12 protein-coding genes are annotated in these 12,736 nt (G+C 63.8%); 3 read left to right on the forward strand and 9 right to left on the reverse strand.

Going from position 1 to position 12,736, the window contains the following annotated elements; all coding sequences use genetic code 11:
• Positions 1–37: 37 nt before the first annotated feature.
• The 4 genes from fliS to AC1MEM_RS09585 form a co-directional block, all read right to left on the reverse strand.
• Positions 38–466 carry a flagellar export chaperone FliS gene (gene fliS, locus AC1MEM_RS09570; RefSeq protein WP_499476851.1) on the reverse strand — a complete coding sequence of 143 codons (429 nt, stop codon included), beginning with the start codon at positions 464–466 and terminating at the stop codon, positions 38–40.
• 22 nt (positions 467–488) lie between these two features.
• Complete coding sequence (fliD, locus tag AC1MEM_RS09575) at positions 489–1,934, reverse strand: flagellar filament capping protein FliD (protein WP_499476852.1); 1,446 nt, start codon at positions 1,932–1,934, stop codon at positions 489–491.
• A gap of 107 nt (positions 1,935–2,041) precedes the next feature.
• Complete coding sequence (locus AC1MEM_RS09580) at positions 2,042–2,413, reverse strand: flagellar protein FlaG (RefSeq protein WP_499476853.1); 372 nt, start codon at positions 2,411–2,413, stop codon at positions 2,042–2,044.
• Positions 2,414–2,487: 74 nt separating this feature from the next.
• Positions 2,488–4,551, reverse strand: a complete 2,064-nt coding sequence (locus tag AC1MEM_RS09585) for a flagellin N-terminal helical domain-containing protein (RefSeq protein ID WP_499476854.1) — start codon at positions 4,549–4,551, stop codon at positions 2,488–2,490.
• Positions 4,552–4,835: 284 nt separating this feature from the next.
• Here AC1MEM_RS09585 and AC1MEM_RS09590 point away from each other — a divergent pair, with 284 nt between their 5' ends.
• A complete protein-coding gene (locus AC1MEM_RS09590; RefSeq protein ID WP_499476855.1) occupies positions 4,836–5,870 on the forward strand; it encodes a glycosyltransferase in 1,035 nt (344 codons plus the stop codon).
• Between the two features lie 15 nt (positions 5,871–5,885).
• On the opposite strand, the gene AC1MEM_RS09595 is transcribed toward AC1MEM_RS09590, so the two are convergent.
• From AC1MEM_RS09595 to AC1MEM_RS09610, 4 genes are all read right to left on the reverse strand, one after another.
• On the reverse strand, positions 5,886–7,457 hold the full coding sequence (locus AC1MEM_RS09595) for a GGDEF domain-containing protein (protein ID WP_499476856.1): 1,572 nt from the start codon (positions 7,455–7,457) through the stop codon (positions 5,886–5,888).
• A gap of 110 nt (positions 7,458–7,567) precedes the next feature.
• Complete coding sequence (locus AC1MEM_RS09600) at positions 7,568–8,215, reverse strand: response regulator (protein WP_499476857.1); 648 nt, start codon at positions 8,213–8,215, stop codon at positions 7,568–7,570.
• Positions 8,212–9,693 carry a sensor histidine kinase gene (locus tag AC1MEM_RS09605; RefSeq protein WP_499476858.1) on the reverse strand — a complete coding sequence of 494 codons (1,482 nt, stop codon included), beginning with the start codon at positions 9,691–9,693 and terminating at the stop codon, positions 8,212–8,214. Before AC1MEM_RS09605 ends, AC1MEM_RS09600 begins: the two co-directional genes overlap by 4 nt.
• The gene (locus tag AC1MEM_RS09610; protein WP_499476859.1) at positions 9,690–10,319 is read right to left on the reverse strand and encodes a hypothetical protein; all 630 of its coding nucleotides are present in this window, start codon (positions 10,317–10,319) and stop codon (positions 9,690–9,692) included. The genes AC1MEM_RS09605 and AC1MEM_RS09610 overlap by 4 nt, the downstream gene beginning before the upstream one ends.
• A gap of 121 nt (positions 10,320–10,440) precedes the next feature.
• Between AC1MEM_RS09610 and greB the strand changes: the two genes are divergently transcribed.
• The gene (gene greB, locus AC1MEM_RS09615) at positions 10,441–11,007 is read left to right on the forward strand and encodes a transcription elongation factor GreB (protein ID WP_499476861.1); all 567 of its coding nucleotides are present in this window, start codon (positions 10,441–10,443) and stop codon (positions 11,005–11,007) included.
• Between the two features lie 56 nt (positions 11,008–11,063).
• Positions 11,064–11,666: a biliverdin-producing heme oxygenase gene (locus tag AC1MEM_RS09620; protein ID WP_499476863.1), complete on the forward strand. Its 603-nt coding sequence runs from the start codon at positions 11,064–11,066 to the stop codon at positions 11,664–11,666.
• Positions 11,667–11,949: 283 nt separating this feature from the next.
• Here AC1MEM_RS09620 and AC1MEM_RS09625 read toward each other — a convergent pair whose 3' ends face one another.
• Entirely contained in the window at positions 11,950–12,732 is a 783-nt protein-coding gene (locus tag AC1MEM_RS09625) for a hypothetical protein (RefSeq protein ID WP_499476864.1), read from the reverse strand.
• Positions 12,733–12,736: the final 4 nt, after the last annotated feature.

The following is a 12,736-nucleotide window of genomic DNA, read 5'->3' on the forward strand; positions in this document are numbered from 1 at the left end:
TTGTTCGCTTGTCATCATCATGAAGCTCGGTTTCTGGTCAGAAGGCGGCCGCAAGCTGCTGTTGCGCCGGGCGGGCGTCGGGGTCGATCGACTCCCATGCCGATTTCAGTTCCGTCAACAGGCGCTGCACTTCATCGATCAGTTCCGGCTGGTTGTGCAGATTAGCCTGCAGCAAGCGCTCGCTCATGTAGCCGTACAGGGCATCGAGGCTGAGTGCGATGTCGCCGCCGACCTTCTTGTCGAGGCTGGCGCGCAGGCCATTGTCGATGATGTTGATGGCTTTCGAAATCGACTTGCCCTTGGCGGCGATGTTTTTCGCCGTCATCTGCACGCGCGCCGCGGAGAGGGCGGCGAGGGCGCCATCGAACAGCATGGCGATCAGTTTGTGGGGGCTGGCGGCCATGACGCCGGTTTCGATACCGACGTTGGCGTAAGCGTTGGCGCCACTGCGCATTGTTCCGAACATGTAAAGGTTTCCTTTTCTTGCGCTAGCTCATGTTGGCGAGCGCCGTCAGTTGTTGCGTCAGGTAGTTGCTGGTACTGGTCATGCTCGCCATCAACTTGTCGAGTGCCGCGAATTGGGCGCGATAGCGCTGCTCGGTCGCGGCCAGGCGCAGGTTGACGGCGGTACGCTGCTTCTCCAGATCCTTGATCGAGGAGTTGAAGCTGTTGGTGTGGATCGGCAGCGTGCCCACCGGGCTCAGGATGCGGCCGATGGCCACGTCGATCTGGGCGCCGAAACCCTTGTTCGTACCGCTGGACGCGAACAGCGCGCTCAGGTTCTTGTTGGGGTCATTCAGCGCCGCATTCAGCTTGGCCGTATCGATCGCCAGGCTGCCGTCGCGCTGCGAGGTGATGCCGATGTCCGGCAGGGTCGAGGAGCCGGCCGCGGCACCCGCCACGACGCCGCCCATGATGCCGCGCAACTGGGTCTGGATCGAGCGAACAGTGCTGTCGCCGTTCAGGGCGGCGGCGGTACCGGTCGCCGCATTGTAGGCGGTGGCATCGGTCATGGCCTTGCTCAGGCTGTTATACGCCGAGACAAAGGTTTCGATGCCTTTGCGCACCGTATCGGTATCGGCGGCGAACGACAGCTTGGTGCTGATGCCTGCGGCGCTCGTCTTGCTGAGGTTCAGGGTGACACCCTGGATGGCGTCGGTGATCGTATTGGTCGGCTTCGTGATGGTGACCGAATCGACCACGATCACGGCATTGCTCGCGGCCACGGTCTGCTTCATGCCGGTGCCGGTGCCGGCGGGGACGCCATTGTAGGCCAGGGCCGAGAGCGACGGCACGGCTGGATCTGCATCCGTAGCAGGATCCGCGCTTAACTGCATGGCGCTGGTCTCGCCCGTGGTTTTCGAGGTCAACGACAGGTAATTGCTCTTGCCGTCGTTGATGATGCTGGCGGTGACGCCGCCATTCGACGCATTGATGGCGTCGCGCAGGCCGGCCAGCGTGTTGTTGCTGCTGTCGATGGTGATGGTCTGGGCCGTTTTGGCGGTATCGGCCGTGAATGTCCCGTCGCCGGCATAGCTGCCGAGCGCGATCGTCAGCTTGCCGGTGCCGATCTTGTCGCTGGTCGAAGCAAATCCGGTCGTCGTGATCAGTTTCTGCGACTGGGCCAGGCTCACGACTTCGATGTCATAACTGCCGGCGGACGCGCCCGCGCCGCCGCTGGCGCCCAGGATGGCGGCATCGGCCACGCTGGCCTTCAGGGGCGCCATCTGGGCCGGGGTGCTGAGCGCCTTGGCGGCCGTCTGGAATTCGGCCAGCGCCGACTTGAGCGTGCCGAATGCCGACAGTTTGGCCTGGTAACTCGCTTCTTTCTTGTCGATCTGGGTCAGCGGCTGGCGCTCGACGGCCATCAACTGGGTGACCAGGGCGTCGACATCCAGACCCGAGCCAATGCCTGTTGAACTGATGGTGGTCATGATTTCCCTTCAATGAGTGAGCAATATACCGTGCGGCAGGGCTGATCAAATTGTGCTTCAGAGGCAGTTTTACCGGCCAATTCGCAGGCCAGCACAGCGCGCCGGATTCAGGCCTCGAGTTTGATCAGCATGCCCTGGTTGCGGTCGAGCGCCCGGGCGAGGTCGAGCGCTTCCTGGCTCGGCATCTGGCGCAGCACTTCGCGCGTCTCGCGGTCCACCACCTTGACGATCACGCGCTCGCTGTCCTCGTCGATCGAGAATTCGATGCCCTGGCTCGAAGGCGGCAAGGCGGCGTTGCTGCGTTCCACCGCGCGCCCGACATCGGTATCGACGGCCTTGGCCGCATCCGCCGCGCCGCGCATGTCGGCAACGACGGCGGAAGGAGAGGAGGTGGCCGGTCTGGCCGCGGTGGCCGGGACTTCGCGCTCAATGCCGCTTGCGCCTGGTGCAAGACTCTTCACAACTGGTCGGATATCCATGTCGCTCCCTGCAATGAAAAAAGCCCGGCCGATGCTGCCGGCCGGGCGTGGGACTTCAGTTTGCCGGCGGCGGATTAGCCACGCAGCAGCGACAGCACGCCGTTCGGCAGCGAGTTGGCCTGGGCCAGCATCGCGGTGCCTGCCTGCTGCAGGATCTGGCCGCGGGTCATGTTGGCCGTTTCCGTCGCGAAGTCGGCATCCTGGATGCGGCTGCGGGCCGAGGTCGCGTTCTCGGTGGCAGTGGCCAGGTTCGAGATCGTGGTGCTCAGGCGGTTCTGCACGGCGCCCATGTTCGAGCGCTGCTCGGCAACGTAGGAGATCGCCTTGTCGATGCGGCCGATGGCGTCCTGGGCGCCCTTGGCGGTGGAGACGTCGAGCTTGCCGCCCAAGGCTGGGTCGGCGCTGCCGCCCTGTTCGACCAAGCCGAGTTTTTTAAGGCCATTGCCTGGAGTCGCAGCGCCGTCTTCCAGTTTGATCGGATCGCCGTTTTCGCTGGACAAGCTAATCTGGCCACGCACAGCTAGTCCTGAGGCAACCGCGACAGAGGTCGTCGCCGAATCGGCCGCTGACGAAATATCGACAGTTGCCCCTGCTGTATTCTCAAATTTAATGTCTTGACCGGTTGATGAGGACAAATGCAGTTTGCCAGACGCCGCATCGACTGATGCACTGACGCCGTCACTAGTGCCAGCCGCAAACTTCAAATTGATCTCGTCAGCCATACTCTGAACGGAAGCAGTGGCAGCCGAAGTGTAGTCGGTGCCATTGATCTTAAACGTTTGAGCACTCGCAGCCGCCATTCCAACAAACACGTCAGTCTTCGCGGTTGCGGTAACGCCGGTGTCTGCTGTGAGTGCATTAATCGCCTTTGCTTTCTCGGCAGCGCTAAATGCAGTCGCGAACGCGTCGCCCTTCAGTTCGATGCCATTGATCTTGACCTTGTCTGCAGCAACGAGCGCACCTGTCGTACCTGCAGTATTGTTCAAGGCGACCAGCGGATCGGTTGCCACGGCGGCTGCAGCACCGACGGTCTGCGTACCGGCCACCTGGCCGGCCCCTACGCTGGCGTTGAAGCCGAACGTACCCATATCAGCGCCTGTCACTTTGATTGCAGCGTCGTTGGGGCCAGTCAGGCTGATGTAGCCTTCCTGCGCGCCGTCGGTCAATCCAGTCAACGACGCTGCGTTGCCAGTCGACGCGACGGTAATTGTCGCACCAGTGTCGTTTGACAATGTGAGCGCACCTTTTTCGTCGAGTGAGGCGGTAATGCCACCGACTTGGCTATTGATATTGGCAACAAGTTCATCCATGTTCTTGGATGCCTTAATATCAATTCCTGTACCAGTCGTACCATCGGAGTTCTGGACAGTAATCGTGAGTTTGTCGGCAACGCCATCGAGAACGCCAGTTGCACCGGTCGTGCCCTTGACGACGTTGTTCGCAGTTGCCGTCACGCCGGTTGCGCCAGTTTTCTGATTGATCGCAGTGACCGCTTCCATTGCCGAATTATCGGTGGCTGCGAATGTGATCGCCGTATCGTTAATGCTGAGCTTGGAGGTCGAGCTGATCGAGCTAGGCTTAATGCGCCCACCGTTCAGATCGCCTGAAGCGGCAGAGCTGCTATTCAGCGCCATCGCCTTGGTCGACACTTCCTTGATCCCAAACGAAATCGTCTGACCCGCATTCGCGCCCACCTGGAAGCTGTTGCTTTTGGCCGAGCCGTCCAGCAGCTTGATACCGTTGAAGTCAGTGCTGCCCGAGATACGGTCGATTTCCTGGTACAGCTGGTCGACTTCACCCTGAATGGTGGCGCGCTCGGAGGTGCCGTTGGTGCCGTTCGACGCCTGCACCGACAGGTCGCGCATGCGCAGCAGGATGTCGTTGACCGAACCCATCGCGCCTTCGGCCGTTTGCGACATCGAAATACCGTCGTTGGCGTTGCGGCTGGCTTGCTGCATGCCGCTGATCTGTGCGGTCATGCGGGTCGAGATCGCCTGGCCGGCAGCATCGTCCTTGGCGCTGTTGATGCGCAGGCCGGTCGACAGGCGCTGCAGCGAGGTCGCCAGCGACGACTGCGAGGTCGACAGGTTGCGCTGTGCGTTCAGCGAGGAGATATTGGTATTGATGACGTTGGACATTTGATTCTCCAGTCTTGCTTATTAAGGGTGGGCGACATGCCGCGGTTCACGCAGGTTTTGCCTCGCTGTTCCGAGCTGTTTAACCCGCTGTTGAAACTGGTAACGGCGGCTCGTCAAAAAAGTTGAGCTTGAGAACGAAAAATTTTCCGTTTTTTTTCGTCCCGGCCCGTTGCGGCCAGACGGTGGTAATTTGCACAACATGTCGGCATGCCATGGTGCATGGAGCGGTGCGTATAATGCTTTCCCATTCGCCCGGCCTTGCGGGCACACAAGGGGAATAGGAAATGAAGCAACTGGCCTTGGTAGTGATTGCACGCGACGAAGCAGGCAGCATCGCACGCTGCCTGGAATCGGCCCGCCCGCTCGTCGACGAGATGATCGTGCTGGACACCGGTTCGAGCGACGCAACGGCCGCCATCGCGCGCCAGTGTGGCGCGCAAGTGCACCACTTCGCCTGGTGCGACGACTTCGCCGCGGCCCGCAACGCGGCGCTGGCGCTGTCTTCCTGTGCCTGGAACCTGGTGCTCGACGCCGACGAGTGGATCGACGCGACCGATCGGAGCGGGCTCGACGCCGTGCTGGCCGGCCCGCCGGTGGTCGGGCTGTTGTCCGTGGCCAGCGAGTTCGAGCTGCAGGGCCGGGTCGAGCACAGTAGCTCCTGGCTCGCCCGCCTGCTGCCGCGCGATGTGCGCTATGCGGGGCGCATTCACGAGCAGCCGGTGTCGGCCCTGCCGCGCCAGCGTCTCGCACTGGCGGTGCGGCACGATGGCTACCGGCAGGCGCAGCTGGCCCGCAAGCGCGGCCGCAATGAAGCGTTGTTGCTGCACGCGCTCAAGGAAGCGCCTCAGGATGCCTATTTACTGTATCAGCTCGGCAAGACCTATGAAGTCTATGGCGACTTCGCCCGCGCCGTGCCGCACTATGGCGCGGCGCGGGCGCTGGCCGGGCAGGATTCGCCATTTCGCCACGACCTGATCGTGCGCAGCATCTTTTCTCTAAAGAGGGCGCAATTGCACGAAGAGGCGATCGCGCTGGCAGACGAGGAGATGGCCAATTGGCATGACTCGCCCGACTATTATTTTGCGCTCGGCGACTTGCTGCTGGACTGGACCTCCCTCAATCCCGCTGCGATGGAGGAATTGCTGCCGATGGTAGAAGCGAGCTTCCTGCGCTGCCTGGAGATTGGCGACCAGCCGCAACTGGACGGTTCGGTCAGCGGGCGCGGCTCGCACCTGGCGGCGCATAACCTGGCCGTGCTGTACGAGGGGCTCGGCGATGCAGAACGGGCCGCCCTCTACCTGCGCCTGGCGCAGGGCTGAGGCAGTGGCGGATACTCACTCCGCCACCACGACCCGGTTCTTGCCGCTCTGCTTGGCCTGGTACATCGCCCGGTCGACGCGCTCCAGCAGCGCCGCCTGCTCTTCGTTCGGCAGCCGCAGGGCCACCCCCGCCGAGAAGGTGATCAGGAGCTTTTCGTTATCGTGCAGGAAAAAATGCCGGGTCAGTTCGCGCTGCAGCCGCACCATGGTCTGCACGGCGGCCTCGACCGGGGTTTCCGGCAGCATGATCATGAATTCCTCGCCGCCGAAACGGGCGATCACGTCGATCGAGCGCAGCGTCGCTTTGACGACCTTGGCCAGCTGGCGCAGGGCATTGTCGCCGGCCAGGTGGCCGTAGGTATCGTTCAGTTTCTTGAAGTTGTCGAGGTCGAGCAGGGCCACGCACAGGGGCGTGTTGCGGCGGTCCGCGCGCGCGCTTTCGCGCTCGAACACGTCGTCCAGGCCGCGCCGGTTCAGGGTGCCGGTCAGCTGGTCTTCGCGCACCAGTTCACTCATGTGCTGCAACCTGGCCTCGAGTTCGCGGATCCGGCTTTCCGCTTCCTGCACTTCCTTGTGCGCGGCCAGCATGCGGTCGCGCGAGGCGAGCGCCTCGGCTTGCGCCTGCCGGGTTTCGCTCAAGACCTGGTCGAGCACCTCGTTCAGTTCCGTGATGTCGCCGGCATGGCGGATGCGCTCCGAGAAGCCGCCCAGCTTGTCGTGGAAGTCGCCGGTCGAGGCCGCCACAATACCCAGGCGGTCGATGAAGGTCATCATCATGTTCTTGACGGTGGCCTTCACGTCCGACAGGTTGTGCTTCAGCTGGCCCTGCTTGTAGATCACGTCCTTCAGGCTGCGCGTGGCGTCTTCCAGCGCGCGCTGGTCGATCGGGCCGGCGATGAGTTCCTGCACGGCGTCGATCTGGCCGCGCATCCAGCTGTCGTCGTCGAGCAGTTCGCTGACGTTCTCCAATAATAATTTGAACAGGCGCAGCAGCAGTTCCTGCTGTTCGCCGGCATCGCCGCTGTGCAGTTCGATCTGGAAGCACAGTTCCTTCAGGCGCGTCGCGATTTCCTGCAGCGCCGCTTCGCCGTGGGCGATTTTCACGGCCGCGCCGAGCGATTCGGCTTCCTTCGCCAGCGTCGGGCTGGCCGGCAACAGCGAAGCCAGGGCGAAAGCCAGCGTGCGGCTCAGCAGTTCGCGCAGCAGCTTCGTGTCGCTGCTTTCCATGCCGTAGGTCACGCCCGGCGGAATGCCGCGCCGCAGGTGCTTTTCGACCAGTTGCGACAGCGCGCGCGCATAGGCATCCCAGTCGCGTACCTTGACGGCGCGGTTCAGGCGGCGGCCGTATTCGGCCAGCTCGCCCGGGGTATCGGTCAGCTGGATGGCGAAGTCGCCGAGTACCACTTCGGCCACGCCATTGCTCGGCGCCACCGCTGCCGCCACGGGCTTCGGAATGCCGGCGATCTCGTCGTAGATGTCGCGGTAGGCGTCGGGCGTCGGCGCGATGCGGCGCGTGGCCAGGCGGCGGAAGGCCTCGCGAGCGATGTCGACGGGGTTTTGGGCGGGCGGGACGGGCGGGTTAGGCATGATGCAAGCTTACATATTTACTGTGCCGCAATGATAAGCACCTTTTCTTTTCGTCATCGCCCGAAAAGAGGCCGGAAAGTATCTTACTTAAGGGCAATGCATGAGCTTGGCTATTCCACGAGTTGATTCTTGATTGCGTAGTGCGTCAGCTCGGCGCTGGTTTTGAGATTCATCTTCGTCAGCAGGCGCGCCCGGTATTCGCTCACCGTCTTGACCGACAGCGACAGCTCGCGGGCGATCTCGCTCACCGTCTTGCCCGAGGCGATCATGGTCAGGGTCTGGAACTCGCGGTCGGACAGGCTCTCGTGCGCCGGCGCGTCGTGGTCCGCCCCGACCTGGCTCGCCAGCGCCTGGGCCAGCGTGGCGCTGACGTATTTCTGGCCGCCGGCAACCTGGCGGATGGCGGTCACCAGTTCCTTCGGCGCGCTCTGCTTGGTCAGGTAGCCGGCGGCGCCGGCCTTCAGCGCGCGGATCGCGTACTGGTCTTCGCGGTGCATCGAGAGCATCAGCACGGCAAGTTCCGGCCGCTCCTGCTTGATCTGTTTCAGCACCTCGATGCCATTGCGGTCGGGCATGGAGATGTCGAGCAGCATGACGTGGCAGCGCGATTTACGAAATAGCTTGATTGCATCGAGCCCGTTCTCGGCCTCGCCGGCGACGACGATGTCGCGCTGCTCGGCCAGGATTTGTTTCAGTCCCTCGCGCACGATGGCGTGGTCGTCGGCGATGAATACGCGGATGGTGGCTTTGTCGGTCATTGTTCCTTCAATTCGCTGCGCGCCGGCGGCAGTGGGGCCAGCCTGATCTTGATGCTCGCCATCGTGCCACCTCCGGGCGCCGCCGACAAGGTCAACGTGCCGCCCAGCGCCCGCGCCCGTTCGCTCATGCCGCGCAAACCAAACGAGTGGGGCTTCAGGCGGTCGGCCGGGGCGATGCCGCGGCCATTGTCGCAAACGGCCAGCGTGAGGTGCTGGCGCTGGCGGCGCAGGGTCACCGTCACGCGGGTGGCGCAGGCGTGTTTCGCGACATTCGTCAGCGCTTCCTGGAAGATGCGGAACAAGGCCGCCGCATGGTCGGGATCGAGTTCGATCTCGCGCTCGGCACTGCGGAAGATGCAGGCAATGCCGGACCCCTTCTCGAATTCGCGCGCCTGCCATTCGAGCGCGGCGACGATGCCCAGGTCCAGCGTCGAGGGCCGCAGGTCGAGGGAGATGCGATGCACGGCCTCGATCGTGCGGTCGACCAGGTCGTCGAGATAAGCCGCCTTTTCCAGCAGGGCGGGTTGCTCCTGTGGCAAGCGGACGCTCAGCATCGACAGCGCCATCTTGATGGCGGTGAGGTTGCCGCCGAGGTCATCGTGGATTTCGCGCGCAATGCGGGCCCGTTCCTGTTCCTTCACCTGCTCGATGTGATCCGTCAGCTCGGCCAGCCGCGCGCGCGAACGCAGCACGTCCTGCTGCTCGGTCTTGCTGTCGGTGATGTTGGTCATGATGCCGTCCCACTGGACGGCACCCGCGCCTGCCGCATGCGGCGTGGCGCGCAGGTTGATCCATTTGACGTCTTTCCAGGCATCGATCCAGATCCGTCCTTCCCAGTTCCAGGCGGACAGCGAGATCTTGGAAACCGCCATCGCTTCCAAGTAGCCCTTGCGGTCCTCCGGCAGGATCAGGCGCAGGAACAGGTCGGGGTCGAGCTGCAACTGGGAGGCTTGTATCCCGAGCAGCGGCGCGCAGCCGTCGCTGAGGTAGGGAAAGGCATGGCGCCCGTCCGCGTCCAGGGTGAACTGGTAGACCAGGCCCGGCGTGTGGTTGGCGATCGCATTGAAGCGCGCCTCGGACATGGCAAGTGCGTGGGCCAGGGCGTTCGAGGCGGCCTGTTCGGGCGACAAATCGTCGCCGACCGCCAGCAGCAGGGAGCGGCCGTCGCGCTGGGTGCGGAGAAAAGTCAGCTTGGCCGGATAGGTGCTGCCGTCGACGCGGCGCAGCTCGGTGCGCAGGCAGCGCTGGTCGCCAAGGTCTTCGCCCAGGCTCGCCAGCAGCGCTTTGATGTCGCCGTCGCCCAGGCCGGGCGCGATATCGGTGGCGTGCAGGTTCGCCAGGGCGGCGTCGTCATAGCCGAGATTGGCGCGCGCGCTGGCGCTGAGGTCGACCAGGGCCAGCGTGGCGGCGTCGATCAGCAGGATCTCGGCCGGCGCGGCGTGCATGGGCGCGGCCAGCAGCGGTTCGATGGTGGTCATGGCCGTTCGCTCCCGGGTTTGCGCCGGCGCCGCCAGAGCGAGACGAAGCGGCGCAGGGCGCGCGCGCTGCGCGTGGCATGGCGGCTGCCGAAGGGCACCGACGGGCGCAACTGGGTGCGCAGCCGGCGCAGGGTGCGGCGCAGCGTCGACATCGTGCGGCGCGCCTGCAGGTACGCCGGGCTGGTGCGCAGGCGGGCAATGAGCTGGTCCTTGAACATGATGAAGCGATTGTGCCACCGAGCAAACCATGTGAGCGCCAGCAAGGACGGCAGGGTCAACACATAGATGCGCGCCACCACCATCGCGCCGCCCACTTTGGCCACGACGAAGACCGCCACGCCCATCAGGGGATGGCCATGGGCGATCGCCAGCAGGGCAAGGAATTTGATCGGCAAGAGCATCAGGCCGGGCAGGGCGAAGGCCAGCAGGGCGGCCCAGGGCGGCAGGCGCCGCAAGCCGTTTTCCAGCGCCCGCAGCGGCGGCCAGGTGGCCAGCTGCGCCGCCACGCGGTTGCCGACTTCCCACAGCCATTGCTCGGCCAGCAGCAGCAGCGCAACGACGTAGAGCAGCGGCGCCAGCAGCCGGCTGCGCGGAGAAGGCGGACTTGTGAGTCTGGGGGAAGTCATCCTGCCCATGATACGGCAAACGCGGCGTCAAATCTTAGGCGAGCCTGAGCAAACTGTCATGCCCGCGTGCGCCGCCCGCTATGGTTTCTCAGGGAGTCCGATCTGGGGCTACAATGGACGAATGAACAAGGCATTTGTAAAAGAGTCCGACAACGACGACGATGAGGAAGCCGTCGCGCTGGCGCAGGCGATCCCCGCCGGCGCCAAGAACTACATCACCCCTGCCGGCTATAAAGCCATCAAGGACGAGCTGCTGCAGCTGATCGACGTCGACCGGCCGGAAGTGGTGCGCATCGTGCACTGGGCCGCCTCCAACGGCGACCGCTCGGAAAACGGCGACTACATCTACGGCAAGCGCCGCCTGCGCGAAATCGACCGCCGCATCCGCTTCCTCACCAAGCGCATGGATTCGGCCTTCATCGTCGACCCCAGCGTGCATTACGGGAACGACCAGGTCTATTTCGGGGCAACGGTTGCCTACGTCAACAAGGCCGGCGGAGAACACACGGTGACGATTGTCGGCATCGACGAGCTCGACCCGCTGCGCGGACGCATCAGCTGGGTGTCGCCGGTGGCGCGCGCGCTGACCAAGGCGCGCGAGGGCGACGTCATCACGCTCGAGACGCCGCAAGGGAGCGAAGAGCTGGAGATTATCTCGGTCGAGTATCCGGAACCGATCGCGGACTGAGCGGAGTTGATCGGGCTCCGGCTGCTAAGATACGCGTTTGCTGCACTGGCCTTCACATGAATCATCCCCTTGATACCGCACGCGAGTCCGATGTCCTGACCGCGCTGCGGCGGGCCACGGCCTCGCGCCACGAGCGGCTCGACAGCGGCTTGCCGCTGTCTTCTCCCGACGCCACCCTGGCGGATTACTTTCACCACCTGCAACTGCTGCGCGCCTGGCTGGCGCCGCTCGAAGACTGGCAGCATGGTTTTAGCGATGGTCCGCAGGGCGCGGACGGGATTGCTGCCGCACCGCACCTGGCGCTGATCGACGCCGATCTCGCCGAGCCATCGCTGGCTGCTTGTGACCGCGTCCTGCGCGCGGCGGCGCTCCCCTGGCCGGCCGATGCCAGCCCCGCCTACCGCTGGGGCGTGGCCTATGTCGTCGAAGGTTCGCAGCTCGGCGGCGCGGTGCTGCACAAGCGCCTCGCGGCGCAGCTGGCGCCGCACCCGCTGCGCTACCTCGCCGGTGCCGGCGCGGCCGGGCCGGGTCCGCGCTGGCGCGCCTTCATGCTGGCGCTGCGCGAACAGGTGCAGGGCGAAGCGCAGGTCGCCGACGCCTGCGCCGGCGCCTGCGATGCGTTCGACCGGATCCTCGCGCTGGCTTTCGGCAAGGCGTAGGGTGGTCGGCTCCGCCCGGGTGGCTGGTCATACGCGATGCTGACGCCGCCCACGCGTTCAACCGGCTTTCGATAGCGCGCGGGGCTGTTCCGGCGTGCGTTGAACGCGTAGGCGGCGCATACGCCGCGTGGCCGTACGCTATCGGGTGGAGCCGCCCACCCTACGAGCGTGTGAAAAAATCGCCATGGCTGCGTTGCATCGTCTCGCCGTACCCACGTACTGTCTTCGACGATGCGCCTTGCCCTGACAATTTTTTCACACGCTCTACGCCATGCCGGCCTTGCTATGACGCCGCGCCGCCAGGTGCTTCGGCCTCCGGCGGCGTTGCTGCTGTCAACTTGACGTATTGAACGTTCAGGGTAATCGCTTCACTGTAGCGAAGCACAAAATTATCGCCGTCGATCGGGTAAAAACGTTCCAGGCTCGTCCCATCTTGCTCGATCGATTTGTCCTTGGACAGGGGGCGGCGCAGTACCTGCTGAAGGATGAGGCGATCAAGTTGCCCTTCCGAGTCGAAGTAGAAATCGTCCAGGATACCGACATACAGCACGGCTTCTTTCGCTACTTCGACAATCGCTGAAATGAAAACCAGGTCCGGTTGCTCATCCTCGGTGAAGTCCGCTCCCGTGAGGAGGTAATACCAGGGCGCGTCGTGAAAGCGGAATACCGTGCTCAGTGGCGCACCGTCGCGATCGAGCCTGAATGTCGAGATGGCACTGCGCACCGACATCGGAATCAGATACGAAGCGATCAAAAGTGAAATGCAATACGCGGAAATTGGGCCGAATTCGATGCCCACCTGCTGTGCTGCGCTTGCCTGGCTGGCAGGCACCGAGGACAGCAAGTTCATCAACACGATCGGCTGGAACTCGCGCGAGAAAAGCAGGTGGGAACCTGCCAGCCAAGCCAGGTGAAGCAGGATTGCCCATAGCACAGCCTCAGCTACGACGCGGCCGAACGGTGAAAAATCGACGGAAGTACGTTCTGCGCGTTTCAGGCCGCTTCGGAATATAAAACCTGGCAGAAGGAGGACAAACAGGATGAGCGTCGGCAGCGCGACATTCATTGTA

This window comes from Telluria sp. AIW5 (genome assembly GCF_056680575.1).